23 protein-coding genes and 2 tRNA genes are annotated in these 22188 nt (G+C 39.3%); 18 read left to right on the plus strand and 7 right to left on the minus strand.

The window, feature by feature from the left end:
* The first annotated feature begins 54 nt into the window (after window positions 1-54).
* Window positions 55-1044, plus strand: a complete 990-nt coding sequence (sucD, locus tag HZB59_03975; GenBank protein MBI5020572.1) for a succinate--CoA ligase subunit alpha — start codon at window positions 55-57, stop codon at window positions 1042-1044.
* Window positions 1044-1466, plus strand: a complete 423-nt coding sequence (gene ndk, locus HZB59_03980; GenBank protein MBI5020573.1) for a nucleoside-diphosphate kinase — start codon at window positions 1044-1046, stop codon at window positions 1464-1466. The genes sucD and ndk overlap by 1 nt, the downstream gene beginning before the upstream one ends.
* Window positions 1467-1516: 50 nt before the next feature.
* Here ndk and rnhA read toward each other — a convergent pair whose 3' ends face one another.
* Together rnhA and HZB59_03990 are read right to left on the minus strand one after the other, a co-directional pair.
* Entirely contained in the window at window positions 1517-1972 is a 456-nt protein-coding gene (rnhA, locus tag HZB59_03985; GenBank protein ID MBI5020574.1) for a ribonuclease HI, read from the minus strand.
* Window positions 1969-2784, minus strand: a complete 816-nt coding sequence (locus HZB59_03990; protein MBI5020575.1) for an RNA methyltransferase — start codon at window positions 2782-2784, stop codon at window positions 1969-1971. The genes rnhA and HZB59_03990 overlap by 4 nt, the downstream gene beginning before the upstream one ends.
* 128 nt (window positions 2785-2912) lie before the next feature.
* Between HZB59_03990 and HZB59_03995 the strand changes: the two genes are divergently transcribed.
* The 9 genes from HZB59_03995 to HZB59_04035 all read left to right on the plus strand — a co-directional run bounded on the left by HZB59_03995 (window position 2913) and on the right by HZB59_04035 (window position 11657).
* The gene (locus HZB59_03995; GenBank protein ID MBI5020576.1) at window positions 2913-3848 is read left to right on the plus strand and encodes a cobalamin B12-binding domain-containing protein; all 936 of its coding nucleotides are present in this window, start codon (window positions 2913-2915) and stop codon (window positions 3846-3848) included.
* A gap of 41 nt (window positions 3849-3889) precedes the next feature.
* Window positions 3890-4108, plus strand: coding sequence for a DUF378 domain-containing protein (locus tag HZB59_04000; protein MBI5020577.1), 219 nt, complete (start codon window positions 3890-3892; stop codon window positions 4106-4108).
* A 39-nt stretch (window positions 4109-4147) separates the two neighbouring features.
* A complete protein-coding gene (locus HZB59_04005) occupies window positions 4148-4657 on the plus strand; it encodes a hypothetical protein (GenBank protein MBI5020578.1) in 510 nt (169 codons plus the stop codon).
* A gap of 89 nt (window positions 4658-4746) precedes the next feature.
* Window positions 4747-6099 (plus strand): deoxyribodipyrimidine photo-lyase, encoded by a 1353-nt coding sequence (locus HZB59_04010; GenBank protein MBI5020579.1) that lies wholly within the window; start codon window positions 4747-4749, stop codon window positions 6097-6099.
* Window positions 6096-6557 (plus strand): SRPBCC family protein, encoded by a 462-nt coding sequence (locus tag HZB59_04015; protein ID MBI5020580.1) that lies wholly within the window; start codon window positions 6096-6098, stop codon window positions 6555-6557. The genes HZB59_04010 and HZB59_04015 overlap by 4 nt, the downstream gene beginning before the upstream one ends.
* Window positions 6558-6567: 10 nt before the next feature.
* On the plus strand, window positions 6568-7482 hold the full coding sequence (locus tag HZB59_04020; protein ID MBI5020581.1) for a TIGR01777 family protein: 915 nt from the start codon (window positions 6568-6570) through the stop codon (window positions 7480-7482).
* 7 nt (window positions 7483-7489) lie between these two features.
* Window positions 7490-9778, plus strand: a complete 2289-nt coding sequence (locus HZB59_04025; GenBank protein ID MBI5020582.1) for a TonB-dependent receptor — start codon at window positions 7490-7492, stop codon at window positions 9776-9778.
* A gap of 13 nt (window positions 9779-9791) precedes the next feature.
* Window positions 9792-10754: a DUF523 and DUF1722 domain-containing protein gene (locus HZB59_04030; protein ID MBI5020583.1), complete on the plus strand. Its 963-nt coding sequence runs from the start codon at window positions 9792-9794 to the stop codon at window positions 10752-10754.
* Window positions 10755-10799: 45 nt separating this feature from the next.
* Window positions 10800-11657 carry an NAD(P)-dependent oxidoreductase gene (locus tag HZB59_04035; GenBank protein ID MBI5020584.1) on the plus strand — a complete coding sequence of 286 codons (858 nt, stop codon included), beginning with the start codon at window positions 10800-10802 and terminating at the stop codon, window positions 11655-11657.
* Here HZB59_04035 and HZB59_04040 read toward each other — a convergent pair whose 3' ends face one another.
* The 3 genes from HZB59_04040 to HZB59_04050 form a co-directional block, all read right to left on the minus strand.
* Window positions 11658-12218, minus strand: coding sequence for a DUF84 family protein (locus HZB59_04040; GenBank protein MBI5020585.1), 561 nt, complete (start codon window positions 12216-12218; stop codon window positions 11658-11660).
* 347 nt (window positions 12219-12565) lie between these two features.
* Window positions 12566-12640 (minus strand) — tRNA-Val (locus HZB59_04045).
* 115 nt (window positions 12641-12755) lie between these two features.
* Window positions 12756-12827 (minus strand) — tRNA-Gly (locus tag HZB59_04050).
* Between the two features lie 240 nt (window positions 12828-13067).
* Between HZB59_04050 and HZB59_04055 the strand changes: the two genes are divergently transcribed.
* From HZB59_04055 to HZB59_04080, 6 genes are all read left to right on the plus strand, one after another.
* Complete coding sequence (locus HZB59_04055; GenBank protein MBI5020586.1) at window positions 13068-13697, plus strand: GWxTD domain-containing protein; 630 nt, start codon at window positions 13068-13070, stop codon at window positions 13695-13697.
* An 8-nt stretch (window positions 13698-13705) separates the two neighbouring features.
* Window positions 13706-13936, plus strand: coding sequence for a hypothetical protein (locus HZB59_04060; protein MBI5020587.1), 231 nt, complete (start codon window positions 13706-13708; stop codon window positions 13934-13936).
* An 81-nt stretch (window positions 13937-14017) separates the two neighbouring features.
* Window positions 14018-15001: an NAD(+) synthase gene (gene nadE, locus HZB59_04065; protein MBI5020588.1), complete on the plus strand. Its 984-nt coding sequence runs from the start codon at window positions 14018-14020 to the stop codon at window positions 14999-15001.
* 6 nt (window positions 15002-15007) lie between these two features.
* Window positions 15008-17020: an asparagine synthase (glutamine-hydrolyzing) gene (gene asnB / locus HZB59_04070; protein ID MBI5020589.1), complete on the plus strand. Its 2013-nt coding sequence runs from the start codon at window positions 15008-15010 to the stop codon at window positions 17018-17020.
* A gap of 28 nt (window positions 17021-17048) precedes the next feature.
* The gene (locus tag HZB59_04075; GenBank protein ID MBI5020590.1) at window positions 17049-17312 is read left to right on the plus strand and encodes an acyl carrier protein; all 264 of its coding nucleotides are present in this window, start codon (window positions 17049-17051) and stop codon (window positions 17310-17312) included.
* 4 nt (window positions 17313-17316) lie between these two features.
* Window positions 17317-18825, plus strand: a complete 1509-nt coding sequence (locus HZB59_04080) for an AMP-binding protein (protein MBI5020591.1) — start codon at window positions 17317-17319, stop codon at window positions 18823-18825.
* Window positions 18826-18863: 38 nt separating this feature from the next.
* Here HZB59_04080 and HZB59_04085 read toward each other — a convergent pair whose 3' ends face one another.
* Window positions 18864-19928 carry a hypothetical protein gene (locus HZB59_04085; GenBank protein MBI5020592.1) on the minus strand — a complete coding sequence of 355 codons (1065 nt, stop codon included), beginning with the start codon at window positions 19926-19928 and terminating at the stop codon, window positions 18864-18866.
* Between the two features lie 116 nt (window positions 19929-20044).
* On the opposite strand from HZB59_04085, the gene rlmD reads away from it, so the two are divergent.
* Window positions 20045-21451, plus strand: coding sequence for a 23S rRNA (uracil(1939)-C(5))-methyltransferase RlmD (gene rlmD, locus HZB59_04090; protein ID MBI5020593.1), 1407 nt, complete (start codon window positions 20045-20047; stop codon window positions 21449-21451).
* Here the strand turns inward: rlmD and ubiE are convergent.
* Window positions 21438-22157 carry a bifunctional demethylmenaquinone methyltransferase/2-methoxy-6-polyprenyl-1,4-benzoquinol methylase UbiE gene (gene ubiE, locus HZB59_04095; GenBank protein MBI5020594.1) on the minus strand — a complete coding sequence of 240 codons (720 nt, stop codon included), beginning with the start codon at window positions 22155-22157 and terminating at the stop codon, window positions 21438-21440. The two genes, rlmD and ubiE, sit on opposite strands and share 14 nt — an antisense overlap.
* Window positions 22158-22188 lie beyond the last annotated feature (31 nt).

The raw sequence follows: 22188 nt of genomic DNA on the forward strand, positions 1-22188 counted from the left end.
ACTCCGATTAACATTTTCTTTATTTTTCAATTTTTAATTTTGCATTGAGGAACTATGAGCATATTAGTCGATAAATCAACCCGTTTGGTAGTTCAGGGAATTACAGGCGGTGAAGGAACATTTCATACTCAACAAATGATCGCTTACGGCACTAAAGTGGTTGCGGGAGTAACACCCGGCAAAGGCGGCTTGGTATATAACGGAAGCGATCAATATCCGTTTAAAAAATCAGTGCCGGTTTTTAATACAGTCGCGGATGCCGTCAAAAATGAGAGGGCTAATACTTCCGTGATTTTTGTCCCTTCCAATTTTGCTGCGGAAGCTATTATGGAGGCAGCGGAAGCCGGGATTAAACTTATCGTTGCGATTACGGAAGGAATCCCCGCGCGCGATATGGTAAAAGTTTATGAATATCTTCAACGCACAGGTGCGCGGATGATAGGTCCTAATTGCCCGGGTATAATTTCTCCGGGTAAATCGAAAGTTGGAATCATGCCGGGGTTCATCCATAAACCCGGGAAGGTCGGAATTATTTCGCGCAGTGGAACTCTGACGTATGAAGCCGTATGGCAAGTTACTCAACTCGGAATGGGGCAATCTACATGCATCGGCATAGGCGGCGATCCGGTTATTGGTACTCGTTTTATTGATGCGCTAAAATTATTTAAAGATGATGATGGTACTGACGCTGTAATTATGATTGGTGAAATTGGCGGAACAGCGGAAGAAGAAGCGGCTGATTACATCAAGAAGAATTTCAAGAAACCTGTAATCGGTTTTATTGCGGGGCGAACAGCTCCCCCCGGCAGACGAATGGGGCACGCGGGTGCAATTATCTCAGGTGGTAAAGGAACAGCCGCAGAGAAAATGGCGGCAATGAAGAAAGCCGGAATTCATGTGGTTGAAAGTCCTGCCTTGATAGGCGAGATGGTGAAAAAAGTGTTAGGTAAAAAGGGATCAAAGAAGAAATTTGTTGTTGTATCAAGAAAGAATAAAAAATCAAATGTAAAAAGTATAAGATCAAAAGGAAAAAGTAAAAAATGATTGAACGAACATTGGCAATTTTAAAACCTGATTGTGTCAGGAAGAATTTAACTGGTGAAGTGATAGCTCGGATAGAGAAAGCCGGATTCAAAATTCTTGGAATGAAGAAGCTTAAACTGACTAAAGAAACTGCAGGCGGATTTTATGCGGTGCATAAAGGTAAACCTTTTTATGACGGACTTGTAGAATTTATGAGTTCAGGACCATGCGTCCCGATCGCTCTGGAAAAGGAGAACGCTATTGCCGATTATCGCACTTTGATTGGAGCAACAGATCCGAAAGATGCTGCACCGGGAACTATTAGAAAACTTTATGCCGATAATAAAGGTGAAAATATTGTCCACGGTTCTGATTCAGTTGAAAATGGTAAGATCGAAATTGGTTATTTCTTTTCTGAAAAAGAAATTATTGAACTTAATTAAAATATCAAGATGTTTTTATCAAAGCCGATTCATGTACAGGATCGGCTTTTTTATTCTCCCGCATTTTCTATACAATGGTGAGCAAGCTTATCTGCCCGTTCATTGAGCTTGTTCCCCGAGTGCCCGGTTACCTTGTGAAAATCCACCTCATGTTTTTTCAATAGTTCTAATAATCTCATCCATAGATCCTGATTTTCAACCGGTTTTTTCTTAGCATTTTTCCATCCGTTTTTCAGCCATGATTCGTACCAGCGTTCATTCATGCAATTCACTAAGTAGGCACTGTCTGAGTAGATGCTTATTTTAACCTCTTCCTTTTTTATCGCTTCCAGCGCTTTAATGCAAGCTGTAATCTCCATTCTCTGATTCGAAGTATTTTTTTCGCCTCCGTAAATTTCTTTAGTGAGGTCACCAAAATTTAAGACAGCCCCCCAGCCGCCGGCGTTTTTAGAAAATTGATTCCCTGAACAGGCACCATCGCAATAGATAATTATCTTTTTATTCATTTTAATTGAGTTCTTTGTCTTTGGACTTCATATAGAAAAATTGCACTTGCACTTGAAACATTCAGTGAGTCGGTATTATTCTCCATGGGAATTGATATCAGTTCATCCGATATATTTATTATATTGTCGGAAATACCGTACCCCTCATTTCCTAAAATGATGCAAATGTCTTTGCCGAAATCAGCCGAATTAATGTTTGAGCTATTTGTCAAGTGTGCTGAAATAATTTTAACGGAATAATCTTTCTTTAAACTAAGTAAATCATCTCGAAGATTTGTTGAATGATAAATCGGTAATGCAAAGACACTCCCCATAGAATTTCTAACAGCTCTGCGTAAATATGGACTGCTTGAGTTCTTACCGATCAAAATTGCACCGACGCCTAAACCCGCACAATTTCTAACAACGACTCCGACATTTTCAGCGTGGACGAGTCCATCCAACGCAACAAAAAAATAAGGTCGATTCAACTTCTGAACGATACTGTCTAAACTATTTTGCTTCGGTGTTTCTGCAACTGCCATAATCCCTTGATGCAGGTTAAATCCAACAATCGTTTCAAGCACCGATTTATCAGCGATGAAAATATCAAATTGTTTTTTTTCAAACAGACCTTCAGTTTCTAATTTTGAATACCAGTCGTGTGTTAAAAGCATCGAACGGATAAGCAGGGAGGAAGCCAGAAGACGGTGGACAACTTTCTCACCCTCAGCCACAAAGATCCCTTGTTGGAGGTGCTCAACAGGTCTCCTCAGCGTTAAGTATGGTTCTAGACCCGTTTGACCTAGTGATTCTATGTTGATGATATTCAATTTATTATTCCTAAAATTGCTTCAATTTAACAAAAAATGCGGTGGTTTAAAAATATTTTAAAAAATATCTTGACATTTGAATTCAGAAGTGTTATATTAAAACGTACAAAACGAATATAACACATATAATGAATATTACACCAAATACAGTTTTATCAACGCAGGAATTGGCAATCTTACTTAACGTCACTGAAACAACCGTAAAAAGGTGGGCGGATGTCGGACAGATCAAGTGTACCAAAACACTTGGTGGACACCGGAAATTTAATATTTCCGATGTAATAAGTTTTGCTGAAAAAAATGGATATACTCTTCTCGGGTTGCTTCCACCGCCGATGGATAATGAACAGATGGAGCAATTGCAGTTTGCAGTAATGACAAAAAATTATTCTAAAATATCTGAAGTATTTTTACAGGAAGCATTACAGGGTGATCGCGAAGGTTTAGTAACATTATTGTTGTATCTAATCAGACACCAGATAGGATTTCCAACAATAACCGATGAAATTATTCGCTCGGCACTTGTTAAGATCGGAGATATGTGGGAAAAGGGAGATATCGATATCAATCAGGAACATAGAGCATCACATGCAGTTTCTGAAGCGATGATCAGAATTTTACCAAGTTTGTATAGAAAACCTTCGAACGGGTTATCAATTCTTTGCGCATGTCCGGAAGGTGAATATCATGAAATCGGTTTAAAAGGTCTTGCGTATTCTTTTGAAACCGAAGGATGGAAGGTGCATTACATCGGTGCGAATACTCCGTCGAGCAGTTTAATATCGTTTATAAAGAGATATAAACCTGAACTGGTTGCGTTATCGTTTACGATTGTTAAGGATAAAAAGAAATTGTTCGGCGAATTTGGAATTATCTCAAAACATATTCACTCGTACGGGGGAAAATTTATTGCAGGAGGATTTTATTCGGGAAATTATACCGAAAAAGAAATCCATTGTGATCAAATAATTTTATCTTCAACAGAAGCAATTGCTTATGCAAGGGATGTATTTAATTTACAACCTGGACCAAAGAAGGGCGCGAAAAGTAGTAAAAATAATTAACTCAAATAAAAACAGAAAACTAAAATAAGGAAAATAATAAAATGAAAACAACAGATATTATAGCCTCGGTATTATTAATAGTGGGCGGACTTAACTGGGGAATGGTGGGCCTGTTAAATTTTAATATTGTCACCGCAATTTTCGGTTCGGTGAGCATAATGAGCACAATAGTATATTTACTTGTTGCAATTTCCGCCATCTATCTGGCGATGGTGCTTGGTTCGCTGCAACGCCGACCACAAACAGCAAATATTAAATAAAACAAAACCAATAACAATAAAATATAAGGAAAAATAAAAATGAAAAAATCATTAATAATCTTTGCATTAGCATTAACAACAATATCATCATCACTGTATGCGGCAGATCCAAAGCCAGGTCAATTCGGGCTCGGTTGGTACTCAGCCTCTGCTCCAATAGGCGGCAGAGTATGGGTTAACGAAATGGTTGGCGTAGATATCGGTCTCGGTTTTGCAGACAAAAATGCACTTCAAAGTGATAAGTCGAGATTTCATATCAACGTCGGCGTCCCGGTGAATGTTGTAAGAACCGAGAAAGTGAATTTCTTCATCCGTCCCGGTATTGAATTTCAAACCAATTCACGTATGGTTGGTAACGAAGTAAAGGGAACAACTATCATAAGTGCCGACTTAGGTGCCGAGTGGTTTGTTACCGATCAATTTTCTCTGAGCGTTGGTCATGGCTTACAATTGGAGCAAGTGACCGTAGCTAGGGAAGATAAATGGGGTATAACCGGTCTCAGGGCACTTGGATTCAATAATCTCGGTTTCCACTTTTACTTTAATTAATTAATCATTCATTCATGTTTTATCAGCCCCCGATATTCATAATTGAGAGCGGGGGCTGATACTTTTAATAGAATGATAAGTCGAATAAAATGACAGATCCTAGGCGGATAAAAATACTCAATGACCGTCAATATCTATCCGGTTCAGTGGTCTATTGGATCAGCCGTGATCAGAGGGTTGGTGATAACTGGGCAATTACTTTTGCTCAAGAATTGGCGTTGCAACATCTTGTACCTCTAATTGTCGTTTTCAACCTCCTCCCGGAATTTCTCGGTGCAACGATACGGCAATATGATTTTATGCTTCGTGGGTTTCAAGAATTGGAAAACAAATTACGGAAATATGAGATACCTTTTAATCTTCTTATCGGGTCTCCCGATAAAACTATTCCGAAATTTATTTCCCGACATAAAGTTGGTATATTAGTAACCGATTTTTCTCCATTACGCATTTCTCGTGTTTGGAAAGAACAAGTTGCCAATTCTGTCTCCATCCCTTTTTATGAAGTTGACACACATAATATTGTGCCATGCTGGAATGCGTCGCCTAAGATGGAATATGGTGCGTATACTTTTCGTCCCAAAATCCAGAGATTGCTTCCCGAATTCTTAGATCAATTTCCATCGTTAAAAAAACATCCTTTTTCATTAAAGGATGTCTTCCACCTGACAGATTGGAATAAAGCATACCAATCATTGCACGTGGATAAATCTGTATCGATTATCGATTGGTTGATCCCCGGTGAGAAAGCAGCCCTAAAAATTCTGGAACGATTTATTGAAAAAAGATTCAAGCATTATGAGGCAGGAAGGAACGATCCAAATGCTGATGTTCAATCTGATCTTTCCCCATACCTTCATTTCGGACAAATAGCTGCTCAGCGTGTTGCATATGAGATAAACCGGTTTGGTCACCCGCTGAAATCTGTTGAGGCGTTTCTTGAAGAACTAATCGTGCGCAAAGAACTCTCAGATAATTTTTGCTTTTACAATCCTAATTATGATTCAATGAAGGGATTCCCGGAATGGAGTAGAAAATCTTTGCAGCAGCATGAAAAAGATACAAGGAACATAATTTATACTAAACAGCAATTTGAACGGGGTGGCACTCATGATGCATTATGGAATGCAGCACAAATGGAACTAGTTCAGATCGGTAAGATGCACGGATATATGCGGATGTATTGGGCAAAGAAAATTCTTGAGTGGAGCAAGACACCGGCCGATGCATTTGCCACAGCGGTTTACCTGAACGATAAATATGAACTTGATGGAAGAGATCCTAACGGCTATGCTGGTATCGCATGGAGTATAGGCGGAACGCATGACAGAGCATGGGGTGAGCGGAAAATATTTGGGAAAGTACGTTATATGAATCAATCAGGATGTAAGCGAAAATTTGATACAGATCTTTATATAAAGAAGAATAAAAATAGTAAATGAAAATATTTACTTTGAAATACGAACAGTATATCTCTCGGCCGCGAAACGAAATTTTCACATTTTTCTCGAGGCCAGAAAATCTCGCGCATATCACTCCTACAGCGCTAGGATTTATAATCCTTACGCCTTCACCAATCGAAATGCGGCCCGGTGTACTTATAAGCTATATGATCCGTATCTTTGGTATTCGTGTACGTTGGATTTCCATTATCACCAGTTACGACCCGCCAATGCGGTTTGTCGATGAACAATTACGCGGTCCATATTCATTCTGGCATCATACCCATACGTTTAAAGAACATCAGGGAGGTACGCTCATAACCGATGAAGTCAAATATGCTGTTCCTTTTGGAATTCTTGGAAGAGTTGTGCGCAGGATAATTATTCGTAGACAACTCGATAAAATATTTTCATACCGCGCAGAAGTTATCCGTGAAATATTTTCCGATAATAAATAAGGATGAAAAAATGAAAGTTATTATTGCAGGTGGTAGCGGTTTTATAGGTTCCGAATTAATCCGAAAGTTGCTCGCTTCGAATCATCAGGTGGTATTACTTTCCCGAAAACCTGTTGGGTTTAAGTCGGGATATAATGAATCGTTACAAATTGTAAATTGGAATGGTAAACATGCCGGATCATGGATAAAATATATAGATGGCTCTGATGCAGTGATAAACTTATCAGGAGAAAATGTTGCTTCTAAACGTTGGAGTAACACACAAAAAGAAAATTTGATAAATAGCAGGATTGAACCGACGATGGCAATAGCAGATGCAATATCCAAAGCGGTCAATAAACCAAAAGTTTTTATTAATGCTTCTGCTGCGGGATTTTATGGTAATTTTGGTGACGGAGATGTTTTTGAATCGGAGACAAAAGGTGAGGGGTTCCTTGCTGATTTGTGCGAAGAATGGGAGCGAAATGCAATGGTTACTGAAAAATATGGCGTACGAGTGGTTCTATTAAGAATTGGGGTTGTGCTATCACCTTCCGGTGGTGCATTAAAAAAAATGTTGACGCCGTTCAAGTATTTTATCGGTGGACCTCTTGGTTCCGGAAAACAATGGTTCCCGTGGATTCATTTAGAAGATGTAATTAGAATTATTCAATTTGCAATAGAAAATAATGGAATAAAAGGTGCCTTAAACATTACTTCTCCCAATCCTGTAACTATGAGTGAATTTGCCTATTCACTTGGAAAGGTTTTGAAAAGACCGTCATTATTTCCTGTGCCTTCAATTATTCTAAAATTACTCTTGGGTGAAATGTCGGAAATTGTATTGGGAGGAAGAAAAATCATTCCAAAAAAATTAATCGATGCCGGATTCAAATTCAAATTTATTGATATCAATGATACACTTATAGCTCTTATGAAAAGGTAATTATTCAATGAAATTAATATTAATATACTTTTATTTAATTTTTATTCTAATTAGTCAGAAAGCATATTCTCAACAGAATGATAGATCGGTTGGCAGTATTGCAGGTCATGTCATCGATAATCACACAAAAGCTAATTTGCAAGGAGCGAACATTTTTTTACTCGGTACAAAACTTGGAACTTCTACAGATTCCTTGGGTAAATTTATTATCACAAATGTTCCTGCAGGTACATATTCAATACGTGCGTCTTTACTCGGATTTAATGATGTAATTAAAACCGACATTTTTGTTTCCCCTGCAAAACCGGTCGAACTTAATATCGAACTTGTAGAATCTACTTTTAATTTTGGCGAAGTGGAGGTGACTGCTGAATACTTCCAGAAATCTCCCGATGTACCAGTTAGCAATCAAACACAATCATATGAAGAAATTCGCCGTCTTCCGGGTGGATTCGAGGATGTTGTCCGTGCCGTATCAATTCTACCGGGTGTTGCTCAAGTTCAGGCGGGAAGAAATGATCTGATTGTTCGCGGGGGTGCACCATCTGAAAATCTGTATGTCATAGATAATATTGAAGTGCCCAATATAAATCATTTTGGGACCCAGGGTGCCAGTGGCGGTCCGTTAAGTTATGTGAATCTTGATTTCGTGAACACCACATCATTTTCCAGCGGCGGTTTCGGTGCTCGTTATGGCGATAAAATTTCATCGGTTCTTTCAATCGACCTGAGAGATGGAAGGAAGGATGCTTTTGGTGGAAAGGCGACAATTGCAGCCACTCAGTTTGGTTTGAATCTAGAAGGACCTATATCAGAGAAGGGAGCATATCTTTTCTCCGCACGTCGTAGTTACCTCGATTTTATCTTTAAAGGTGCGGGTTTCGGGTTTGTGCCTGAGTATTGGGATTTTATGACGAAGGCAAACTATGATTTTGACGGGTCAAACCGTATCTCCATAGTTGGAATCGCTGCATTGGACAACGTGCGACTCTTCAATGATACGGATAAGAAAAGATTAGATAATGCACGTATCCTTTACAGTAAACAAAACCAGGGAGTAGCGGGAATTACATGGCGGCATTTATTCTCAAGCGGTTACTCTACCGTTACCTTAAGTCAGCTGTATACAGATTATAGGTACAGACAAAATGATACTTTAATGAATCCGATATTTATCAATAATTCATTTGAGCGCGAGTGGTCGCTGAGAGGGGACATAACTTATGAAATAGTAAAAACGACTGAACTTTCATTTGGAATTCAAAGTAAGATTATCGGTTTCAACAGCAACATAATATTGCCAACTTTTGAGTCGAGCTATGGCAATTTGATTTCGGTAAATTCAAACTTCGATACAACTGCACTGAAAGCATCCGGTTATATCCAATTATCGCACGGTTTTGAACGTTTCCGAGTAACATTCGGAGCCCGGGCAGATCATTTCAATCTGATTGCGAAGAGTTTCGTCATTGCTCCGAGGTTGTCGGCAACGTTTATGCTATCGCCTATCACAAATATTAATGCAAGTGTGGGGAGATATTATCAGTCCCCGTCATACATCTGGCTTGTCTCCAATCCTCTAAATCGTCAATTAAGATATATTGGTGTTAATCAGTTTGTTCTTGGTGTTGATCATCTTTTACGTTCGGATACTAAGATCAGTTTAGAAGGATATATAAAGAAATATTCCGATTATCCTGCAAGTACTACACAACCGTATCTTGTTCTAGCTAATACCGGTGCCGGTTTTGGCGGTTCAACCGAATCGTTCGCGTCTTTCGGGCTTGATCCGCTGATAAGTGCCGGCAGCGGTAATACATTCGGTGTTGAATTATTTCTTCAGAAAAAATTATCGGAAATCCCTTGCTACGGAATTCTAAGTCTCAGCTACAATCAATCGAAATTCAAAGCGCTCGATGGTGTTTCAAGGCCATCAAGCTTTGATCAGCGCTGGATTATGAATATTGGCGGCGGTTATCTGTTCAATGAAAAGTGGGAGATAAGCACGAAATTCCGATTTGCTACGGGCAGACCTTATACTCCGTATAATTCCGACGGCTCTCAAACAAGCGCATATTACAACGGTTCTCGTTTAGGAGTAAATCACAGTCTCGATATCAGGGCAGATCGCCGGTGGATGTTCAGCAGTTGGACACTCATAACTTATGTCGATATCCAGAATATTTATAACCGTAAGCCGGTTGATATTCCTCGATATAATGAAAGGACGAAACAGGTTGAACAATCTAACGCAATTGGTATTTTACCATCGATTGGTATAAGTGCTGAGTTTTAACTAAATTGTTTGCATGAAAGTCGTGAAAGAATTACCAATTCGCATCGGCATCAGCACCTGTCTCCTGGGCGAGAATGTCCGTTTTGATGCGGGACATAAAAAAGATCGCTATCTCACCGATGTTCTCGGAAAGTATTTTGAATGGATTCCCGTTTGTCCAGAACTGGAAGTAGGTATGGGTGTGCCGCGTGAATCCGTACGGCTCGTTGGTTCAACAGATTCCCCTCGAATGGTTGGGCATAAATCAGGAACTGATTGGACTGAGAAAATGATAAAATACTCAGCAGAGCGCGTTCACCGACTTCGAGAGCTGAACCTTAGTGGTTACATATTAAAGAGTGATTCTCCGAGTTGCGGTATGGAGCGTGTTCGTGTGTATGCTGAAAACGGTATGCCTTCGAAAACCGGAGTGGGTTTGTATGCCAATGCTTACTTAAAAGAGTTTCCGTACATTCCTGTTGAAGAAGAAGGGAGATTGAACGACGCAAGGATCCGAGATAATTTTATCGTCCGCGTATTCAGCTACCACAGGTTACAAATGCTTTTTGGAAATGGATTCACTCGCGGCTCGCTTGTGAAATTTCATACGATCCACAAATATCTGCTCCTATCGCACAGTCCGAAACATTATGATCTTCTTGGCAGGATTGTTGCCGATGCTAAAAAATATTCTCCTTCTGATCTCAAGGAAAAATATTGCGCTATGTTTATGGAGGGACTCTTAATTAAATCGACAACAAAGAAAAATGTTAACGTACTACATCATATTCTCGGATTCCTCCGTGAAGAAATTACCGTCATGGAAAGAGACGATATTCTTCGCGTCATCGATGACTATCATCATGAGCTTATACCGTTAATTGTGCCGATAACTCTCATCAAACATTACGTTATGAAGCGGAATGTTCCTTACATCCGCGATCAGGTCTATCTGAATCCCCACCCGAAAGAGTTGATGTTGCGAAACCACGTCTAATTATCATTGTTATTTATCCAACAGAATTATTTACCAAGGAGTATCATTATGAAAATCGGTTTTATCGGTTTCGGATCTCTCGGAAAAGCTATTGTAAAGAATCTTTTATCGAAGAATTATGAAATCGTAGGATGGAACCGAACTAAAGAAAAATTATTTGCTCTTCCGATTGCGCAAGTTGCAACACCTCGAGAAGTAATTCAGAGCACCGATGTTGTAATTCTGAATTTATTCGATAGCATAGCGGTAGATGAAGTATTGAATGGTTCAAATGGTTTATTGTCGTCGGAAATTAAAGGAAAAATCATTATCGATACCACAACAAACCATTTTGCAAAAGTTCTGAAATTCCATTCGCTTGTGAAATCAAAGGGTGGATCATATCTTGAAGCTCCTGTACTCGGCAGTGTTGTGCCTGCGAGTCAGGGTATGCTTACAATTTTAGTCAGTGGTGAAAAGGAAGCATATGATCGGATTAATTCGATTCTGAATTCAATCGGTAAAACAATATATTTTCTGGAAGAACCTGGTCTTGCAACCAAGATGAAACTTGTGAATAATCTTGTGCTAGGCTCGTTTATGGCAACTCTTGCTGAGGCGGTAGTGTTTGGCGAAGCTGTTGGGATTAATAAGGAGAAAGTGTTAGAAATACTTTCAAACGGCGCAGGAAATTCGGGCGTATTGAATGCGAAGAAAGAAAAATTGTTGAAAGAAGATTTCGCGCCGCATTTTTCAATAGCGGCAATCAAAAAGGATATTGGGTATCTGATGGAATTGAAAGATGATGTGAGACTGCAATCGTCGTTAGGAGATGCTGTTAATCAAGTGTTAGAGCGTGCTATCAGCAACGGCTTTAAAGATTCAGATATATCATCTCTGTACGCATCAGTCAAGAGAAAATAATTAACTGAATATTTCTGAATTATAGAATGGCGCGAATGCGGCAGTAAGCGCGGTTTCGAACGATTGCTGTCGCGTTAATAAATCTTTCGTTAAAATTCCCCATGTGCCTTGTTTACTTCGGATATCCGATTGCTTTGCAAATTCATCTATCACCTCGCTTAAGTCCCGTTTGTTATTCATGACTTCCGCAGCAATTTTTTCCGGTACTAAAATATTCCCTGATGAGCCGAAGAATCCCGTAACACCGTTGCTGACGTAAGCCCAGCTTTGTAAAAAGACAAGCTCTTTTTCATCGTGATGCATTGAATGAAAACCACCTTCCATGCCGATAAAGAAATCAGCATGTCGATTTTCAGTTTTAACTGTTTGCTGGAGAAGTATCGTACGCTTTTTAGCGCCTTCCATCAATTCAGTAATTGACCGTGGCATAACAATGCCGGCATCAATTTCGCAAGTAAGAAATTCTGTAGGCGTATCGGTAAAATATTGTTTGATTGATTCGAAACATTTCTTTACCGCCTCAACTTTTGGTCCGCGTTTAGTGGCAATTGCTATAATCATAAAATATCGTTGAATGATGTGTAAGAATAATTTGAGTAAAATAATTTTCAGTTCCAAATAAAAATGCCCCACTTTTCAGTGAGGAATTTGATTTTTGTGGGCGCTGAGGATTAACGAATAAGTAAATTTAGTGTTGTCATTCCCGAATGCTTCTATCAGGAATCCATGAATCTGAATAAATCTGGGGACTGGACTCCCGCTTAAAAAGTGCGGGAGTGACAGTAAAAGATTATTTTTGTTAACTCCCGCACGCTCTGAACCACCTGAGCTAATTCCCGATTTACTTTGTCGTTTAAACATTGAGTTACTAAATTCAAAATCCCGCTTGAGTGCGGGATTTTCGTTCGTGGGTGCTGCGGGGATCGAACCTGCGACCTCCGCCTTGTAAGGGCGGCGCTCTGAACCAGCTGAGCTAAGCACCCGAAAATTTTTCTTTCCCGTTTCGTTCCCTGTTAGGAACTCAACGGGATTCTGAAAATGACATACACCTTAGCTTCACCCGCTTCGCGGTCTCGCTAAGTTGTGTCATTTTCGAAGAGCGGGAGACCGGGATCGAACCGGCGACGTTCAGCTTGGGAAGCTGACATTCTACCGCTGAATTACTCCCGCAATCTGTTAAATTAGCAGATTTTAAGTAGATACCTGCTGATTTTAAGAATCACATTAGAGTTAATAAGAAAATAACAGAATCAATATAAGAAAAACGGTTCAGAAAAAGAAATTATTATTTCCTTTACATTTGACAGTTGAGATTGTTATTGGTAGATTGCATAAGGTAAATTGTATATGTCGGGAATTAATTTCATGCTAACCTCATTCAATAAATATTATCGTCAATTTTTAATTGTGATGTTTATTATTATCACAGCATTCGGTTGCGCATCAATCTTTGATATACATAAACCCGAAAAAAATGTGAAAGAAGAAATCTCGGATAAGTTATATTATCTGACAAGCGAATTACAACAAGATGAATTAAGTAAACTTACCTCTGATGAAGAAATATACGCTTTTGAGAACAATGTTTGGCTTATCTACGATCCAACTCCGCAAACTTCTAAAAATGAATTTAAAGAAATTTATGAAGAAAGATTCGGTCATGCTAATCGTTATTTCAAAGAATGTGGTAAAGAAGGATGGAAAACTGATCGGGGCAGAATATATATTTTAAATGGATCTCCTTATGATGTGATTCGTGAACCATTTCATCAAAATACAATTGGAGATTATAATTCTGATTTGAATTCAATAAATGTTAAATTTAGTCATATCATGATTAAAGAAGTTGAAATTTGGACATATAATAAATCTGCACAATCAAGTAAATTCCAAAATGTTTTTTCGCACAACAATCTCGGTATGACACAATACGTTTTTATAGATATGATTGGAAGTGGCAGTTACCGACTTATGCAATCTACTGAAGATATGGAATTAGATGATCCAAGAGTGCATTTTAATTATTTCAATCTTAGGTAGATAATCAGATGGCAAAATTCGATAACATACTTTTCTGGTTATTTTTGTCGGTAATAATCATCAGTCTAAGCTGGTCTGCTTTTGCATTCTACCGTGCGTTCAAGAATGCCGATTATAGAAAAGACCCGGATGGTTTTAAGATGTTTATCTGGTCGGTTGCCGGTTTAGCTGGACTTATTATTGCCGGAATGAGCGCTGCCTATATTTTATTGCCTATAATCTTCCATTATACAGAATAATTTGAGGGTTTTGATGCCCGTCATTTGCTCTCTCCCTAAATTCCTCGTAAATTATAGCCATTCAAAAATAAATACATAGATATGAAATTCTCAAAAGATGTTTTGAAAATAAATACAAAAGCAGAAATTGAAAAAATTGCTTCCGCAATCCGTGAACACGTTATCGATACACTTCATAAAAGAGGTGCGGTGGTTGGAATCTCCGGAGGAATTGACAGCTCAGTTTGCGCCGCGCTTTGCGTTAGCGCTCTGGGTAAAGAAAATGTTTTCGGTTTATTTATGCCCGAACGAGATTCATCATCGGAATCACTCTTGCTCGGTACTTTATTGGCAAAAACTTTTGGCATAAATTCGATAGTGGAAGATATCAAGCCATTATTGGAAGGGGCAGGATGCTACCGCCGGCAATCTGAAGCGATACGTGAAGTATTTCCTGAGTATGGATATAATTGGAAATCTAAAGTAACCATTCCATCAATTTTGGATAAAGAAAGATTAAATGTTTTACGCATAACCGTTGAATTACCAACGGGAGAACAAAAAACCACTCGCATGCCTATAGGCGCTTATCTTAAACTCATCGCCGCAACAAACTGGAAGCAGCGTTCACGAAAGATAATGGAATATTATCACGCCGACCGTTTGAATTACGCAGTTTGCGGTACACCGAACAGATTGGAATATGATCAGGGTTTCTTTGTTAAGAATGGCGATGGCAGCGCCGACTTCAAACCAATCGCCCATTTATATAAATCTCAGGTGTATATGATCGCTGAAGCTCTTGGAGTTCCGAAGGAAATCAGATCGAGACCTCCCACAACCGATACTTATTCTCTTCCACAAACGCAGGAAGAATTTTATTTCGCTTTGCCGTACGACAAAATGGATTTATGTTTGTATGGCATCAACCATAATATTTCTCCCGCAGATGTTGCACCGGCAGTTGAATTAACGGCAGAGCAAGTTGAACGTGTTTACAAAGATATAGAATCAAAAAGGCGAGGAACAAAATTCCTTCATTTAAGTCCGCTTCTTGTTGAACCGGTTATCGAGATAAAACATTAAAATATTATGTGTGGAATTGCCGGACATGTAAATTTACGCGATAATTTATCTCCACCATCAGTTGAATTATTAGGACAAATGATTGGTGCACTCCACCATCGCGGACCGGATGAGTTCGGTTATTACCGCGATGCATACGCCGGACTCGCTCACGCGCGCCTTTCCATAATTGATCTTTCAACCGGTCAGCAACCGCTATGCAATGAGGATGAAACGTTATGGCTTATTTTAAATGGTGAAATTTTTAATTACGTAGAATTGCGGAATGAACTTAAACGTTATCATCATCAGTTCCGGACTCAATCCGATACCGAAGTGATAGTTCATGCATATGAACAATGGGGAGAAGATTGCTTCAGTAAATTTAACGGTCAGTGGGCAATAGCGTTATGGGATAGTAAACGAAAAAGATTTATCCTTTGCCGCGATCGGGTGGGAGTTCGTCCTATCTTTGTTTATGAAAAAAATAATCAGGTGTGGTTCGCAAGCGAGGTAAAAGCAATATTCGCCGATCCTTCCATTACTCGTGAAATTAATCCAATTGGAATGGATCAAATCTTCACATACTGGGGTACTGTTGCGCCTGTATCAATATTTTCGGGCATAGAAGAAATTCGACCCGGTACGATGAGGATATATGATGTCGGTGGAAATCAACGCGATAAAATTTATTGGCAACCCTCGTTCCCGATCATTGATAAAGAAGAACGACAGCAGATCAATAAAATGAAGTTGCATGAAGCTACTGAAATTTTAGATGAAAAGTTAATGAATGCCACCAAACTTAGAATGCTTCGTTCAGATGTCCCTGTTGGAAGTTATTTGTCGGGTGGGCTCGATAGTTCACTTGTTTCATGGATGGGGCGGCAGGTTAAAGAGGGAGAGTTTAAAACATTTTCCATCAGGTTTGCAGATGCTGAGTTCGATGAAACGGAATATCAACGCATCATGGCATCCACACTCGATAGCGAACATCAGGAAATTACGGTAACCGGAAAAGATATCGCGGAAATATTTCCCGATGTTATTTATCATACTGAACGACCGGTATTACGAACCGCTCCGGCACCGCTTTATTTACTCTCTAAACTTGTAAATAATTTCGGTTTCAAAGCTGTGCTCACGGGTGAAGGTGCTGATGAAATGTTCGCCGGCTACGATTTATTCAGAGAAGATAAAATTCGCCGGTTCATGGCGAATAATCCCGATTCGAAAATTCGTTCAAAACTTTTCGATAAATTATATCCGTATCTCGCCAGATCGCCACAACAGGCAAAGGGGATGGCAATCGAATTCTGGAAACGCGGACTTGACAAAGTTAACTCATCTTCTTTTTCACACGATCCACGTTGGAATACAACATCTAACCTGAAGAAATTTTTTTCTGATGAGATTCAAAAGAAGCTTCAAGCAAAAAAATATCCCGACATCTTGGCTGATCTTCCAATAGAATTTTCATCATGGGATCAGCTTTCTCGTGCGCAATATCTGGAAATCTTAACTTTATTCTCACCTTACATCATCTCATCCCAGGGTGACCGGATGCTGATGGCTCACTCTGTAGAGGGTAGATTTCCATTCTTGGATAAAGATGTAATGGAATTCGCGAATAACCTTCCGCCTGAATATAAATTGATCGGACTAAATGAAAAGAACATCCTGAAACGTTTGGCGAAAGGAAAAATTCCCGATGCGATCATCAACCGGAAAAAGCAGCCATATCGTGCACCGGATGCGGTTAGTTTTCTTTTGGAAGACGCGCCGGATTATGTTGATGAAATGTTCTCTGAACAATCACTTGTCAGAACTGGATTATTCAATCCAAAGACTGCACGTTCACTATTCGAGAAATGCAAATCAGTTATTAAAACAGGTAAATCAATTCTGAGTAATAACGATAACATGGGAATTGTGGGGATTTTATCTTCACAGCTTTTATATTTTAAGTATATTCCGTATAATGATTACTCAAATCGCAGAAAGATAGAATTTAAAACAAGAATTGATAAGATTGGTTGAGAAAATAAAAAATGGTAAAGGATAAAATATGACGAGCGAGGAAATCGGAATTTCGGTTAGTAAATATATCAGTAAAACTTTCCTGTTCGACGAGAAGAAAAAGGTCGATGAAAATGTTTCATTGTTAGAGACAGGTGTCATAGATTCTACCGGGGTTCTGGAGTTGATATCATTTCTTGAATTGACATACAATTTAAAATTTGAAGATGATGAACTGATCGGTGAAAATTTCGATTCGGTAGGAAAGATCAAGAATTTCATGGCAAAGAAACTCTCACTTCCAACCAATTGATTCCATGGCGGTTAGTGAATACTTATTAAATTCCCTCAAACTATTTCCAGAGAAGGAAGCGCTAGTCTGCGGGAGTGACCGATATAGTTACAAGACAATCGGTAATGCTGCCTTTTCACTTTCGAATTTTCTAATAACTAACGGTTTGGAAACAGGCGACCGTGTCGCGATTATATTAGATAATTCTCTTGAAGCTGTCGTTTCAACTTTCGGAATCGCAGAAGCGGGTGGAACATTCGTTTTCATACCTTCTGCTACGCCGGTTGAGCGGATGGGATACATCCTTAAAAACTGCCAACCGAAATTTCTGATCGGATCAGCTTTAAAAATCGGACAGATTTTGGAATCGGAGAAAGAATGTTCGGTTTTACCTGTTAACATCCTGGTTGGAAATCAAGAAATTCCACATAATGCAATCCGGTTCGAAACTACATGCATTTCAACAAATAGTGGGAAGAAAAATAAAATTTCGAATGAAGATGTTGCGGCAATAGTATATACCTCCGGATCGACCGGGAAACCAAAAGGTGTGATGCTCACACACCGCAATTTTGATGTCGTCACTGAATCTGTAATAGAATACCTTGAACACACTCCTGATGATAAAATTTTAGATGTGCTGCCGCTTTCAATCACTTACGGATTGATGCAATTACTAGTGACCTTCAGGTCAGGCGGTACTTTGGTTCTCGAAAAAGGATTCGGGTATCCTTATGAAATAATAAAACGATTGAAGGAAGAAAAAATTTCAGGATTTGCAGGAGTACCGACGATTTATTCAATCATAACGCATCTTCAACTGGAAGGGGAAACATTCCCACACCTCAGGTATATCACTAATGCCGCCGCCGCGATGCCGTATAGCTTCATACCGAAACTAAGAAAAATATTCCCGACGACGAAAATTTATTTGATGCACGGACTAACCGAGTGTTTGCGTACTACATATTTACCGCCTGATCAGATAGATAAAAAACCCACTTCTGTAGGTTTCGGAATGAAGCATGTCGAATTATTTATCGAGGATGAGGAAGGAAATCGGTTATCGAGCGGTCAGGTGGGTGAGTTATGCGTGCGCGGGCCGAATATCATGAAGGGATACTGGAATGATCCTGAAGCTACCGCAAGAGTAATAAAAAAAGATAAGAAGACAGGTGAAAAAGTTCTTCACTCGGGAGATATGTTCACGATCGATGATGAAGGATATTTTTATTTCGTGAGCAGATCTGATGATGTTATCAAAAGTCGCGGAAAGAAAGTGAGCCCGCTTGAAATTGAAAATGTAATATACTTATGCGAAGACGTTTTAGAAGTGCGCGTCATCGGAGTCCCTGATGACCTTCTTGGGAAAGCGATTAAAGCCGAAATTGTTTTGAAGAAAGATTCCGGCACAACAGAAGATTTCATTAAATCACATTGCAAAAGTAAACTTGAAGATTTCCAAATTCCGCAGATCGTCCACTTTGTAAAATCACTCCCCAAAACTGCCGGTGGCAAAATAAAACGGATATAATCACCCGTGATACTCGCAGGTTCAATCAATTCAATAAATTAAAAGAACCACAAATCGCCTTCAAGTCGTGAGAGAAAAGCGTCTCCTGCCTGAATTGCATTCATGATTTCCTGATTTCTGGAATGAATGCACATCCAGTTTCTTCCGGGTATAAACAAATTAAGTCGGTCAGAAAATTCTTTCATGAAGTGTGGATCTAATCTCCCGCATAATTCAACTGTCTTCCCCTCCCACGCTTCATTATAAAGGTGTGCGATAACCTGTTTTATTGTTCGCGGTTCTGCGGCAATTTGAATTACCTCGCTGCGCCCACCTGTTTTTAAATTGTATAAATACCATCCAAGCAACCTATCACTATCGTCATAAACTGCTTTTTTCCGGAACGATCCGAAGCGCTTTTCTTTCTCCAGCATGTAAAATAACCATTCAATCGATTTATGATCATAGCTCGGATGTAATTTTCTGAACGAACTGAACCGGGAAATGGAATCAAAAAATTCTTGAATCGTTAAATCTTTTGTATATCCCGGTGGTTTTGGAGGACGCAAAGGATTGAACGGAATATTAGAAAGGATTACGTCACCGGCAGATATAATTTGTCCCAGAATATTATCCGTACCGGATTTATTCTTCTTTAATATAGAAGTAGCAAAACCAAACGGACGATATGGACGTCGCCAGTAAACACTTCCGTGAAAAACTGTAACACCTCCGAGTCTTTCCCATATAGTTCGTGAGACATCAACGCCCCGATCGGTGAAAGATAAATCCTGAGGTCCTTTGAAGAATTGTTTTTTTAATTGTAAACTTGCCAACGTTGATTTATCAGCCATCAAATGCTGGCTTACACCAACTCTGATCAATTTACCGTTAAAAATCATCTGTCTTGGAATGACAGCCATAAAACCGCTGATTCTTCCATCAGGTTCTATGTGCACAAGTGAACTAATTTCCGGATCGTACCATGGATTCCGAAAGCAAGCTTCTTCAAAAATATTTTTTTGAATATCGTAGCTGAGAGAAGAACTTTCGGGAAATAATCTCGTGTTCAACTCTATTATTTGGGGTATATCATCTATTTGAAAATTTCTGACTAAACCCATCGTTTTGATTCCACAATTGTTGATAATCAAAATGTAATGTTGAAATATACAAATAATTTCGAGAAAAATAACTGGTAATCAATAAATCATAATTTTCTTTTGTATATTATCCAGATATGAATAAAAATGAAGAAATAGTATTACAACTTAGTCACCTCTCAGGCGATGGTAAGGCGGTAGGTAAATTAGACGGTTTGGTGGTTTTTGCTGATAATGCCGTTCCTGGTGATCTTGCCCGCGTTAGAATTTGGAAAGTTAAAAAAAATTATGCCGAAGGCAGGGCAGTTGAAATTTTAGAGCCGTCTGAACATCGGGTATCTGCAAGATGCAGGCATTTTGGAATATGTGGCGGTTGCCGCTGGCAAAATCTTTCATACCAAGCGCAAAAAGAATTTAAAAGACTACATATTGAAAATGTTTTTAAACATATCGGAGAATTCGATTTACCGAATGTCCTTCCAACAATCGGAACAGAGTCGCCTTATTTTTACCGGAATAAAATGGAATACACTTTTTCTAACCGTCGATGGCTGACACAAGATGAAATGAATTTGATCCAGATACCGGAGAATGAGGTCGCGCTCGGTTTTCATGTACCCGAAAGATTCGATAAAGTATTGAATACGACGGAATGTTTTTTGCAATCTGAAATCAGTGCCCAAATCGTAAATAAGGTGAGAGAATTTTGCCGATCAAATAATCTTAGTGTCTACTCAACAAAAACACATGAAGGGTATCTGCGTCATTTGGTGATCCGTGACAGTAAGAAAACGGGCGAGATGATGATTAATCTGGTAACAACGAATTTTGAAAAAGAAGTTATCGAGCAATTTACACAGATGTTGAGAAACGAATTTCCTCCGATCACAACAATCGTCAATAATATAACCGAACGTAAATCGATGATAGCCATAGGTGAAACTGAAAAGATAATGTTCGGACCGGGATATATCACCGAAAGATTGGGAGATTATACGTTCAAAATTTCAGCGAATTCATTCTTTCAAACGAATACCATGCAAGCAGAGAAATTGTATGATATCGTAAAAGATTTTGCCGATTTAAAATCGAGTGATGTTGTTTACGATCTCTATGGCGGTACAGGCACGATCGCGATTTATTTATCGGACGCTGTTGAAAGGGTAATAGGTATCGAAGTTGTAGATAGTGCGATACATGATGCCGAAAAAAACGCGGAAGTGAATCACATCGCGAATTGTTATTTCTTGCAGGGAGATTTAAAAGATCGGCTCACCACGGATCGCTCTTGGTTAGCCGAGCATCCTGAACCGAGCGTGATTATCCTTGATCCACCGCGGAGTGGAGTACATGCGAAAGTTATTGATCAGATACTGAAAATAAAATCTCAGCGTATCGTTTACGTCAGTTGTAATCCCGCTACGCAAGCACGCGATTCCAAATTGCTTGCGGATGGAGGTTACTCGCTTCAAAAAATACAACCTGTCGATATGTTTCCTCATACAGATCATATCGAGAGTGTGGCGCTTTTCACTCTTCGGTAATTTTCTTTCCGACAAATATTGTCGCCGCCCCAAATGTCAGACGACGTGCTTTCAATTCAACGTATCCGGCTTCTCTCATTAATTCTAGAAATTCATTTTCGTCGGGGAATGCTTCAATCGATCGTGGAAGATAACTGTATGCGGAATTATGACGGGAAATGATTCTGCCGATAACAGGCAGAAGAAATTTCGCATGAAAGGAATAAAGCGCGGAGATGATTGGTGAACGGGGATGTGTGAGTTCCAGTATCACAGATATTCCGCCGGACTTCAGCACCCGATACATTTCTTTCAGCGATAATAACCTGTCTTCAAAATTACGAATACCGAACGCGACGATGGTTCCGTCGAATATCCCGGTTTGGAATGGAAGCTTATGCGCGTCCACTGCTGCACATTGAATAATATTATTATTCTCGCGTTGTTCAATTTTTTTCTTGCATTCCAACAGCATCTTCATGGAAAAATCTGTGGCTACAACGGACTGAGGATGAAGGCGTAATAATTCTAATGAAACATCACCGCTTCCGGCGGCGATGTCGAGAAAATCACCGTTGATTTTTTCCTTAAAAATAATTACCGCCCGCTTTCGCCAATTTCTATCAAGTCCGAAACTGATCAGTCGGTTTAGGAGATCATATGTAGGCGCAATTCCGTCAAACATTTTTCGGATGGCTGATGATTCTCTGTGCTGTATATCCTTCATGAGCGGCATCACCATTAATTTCTTCAATTTT

The organism is Ignavibacteriales bacterium (assembly GCA_016214905.1).
GTDB lineage: Bacteria > Bacteroidota > Ignavibacteria > UBA10030 > SZUA-254 > PNNN01.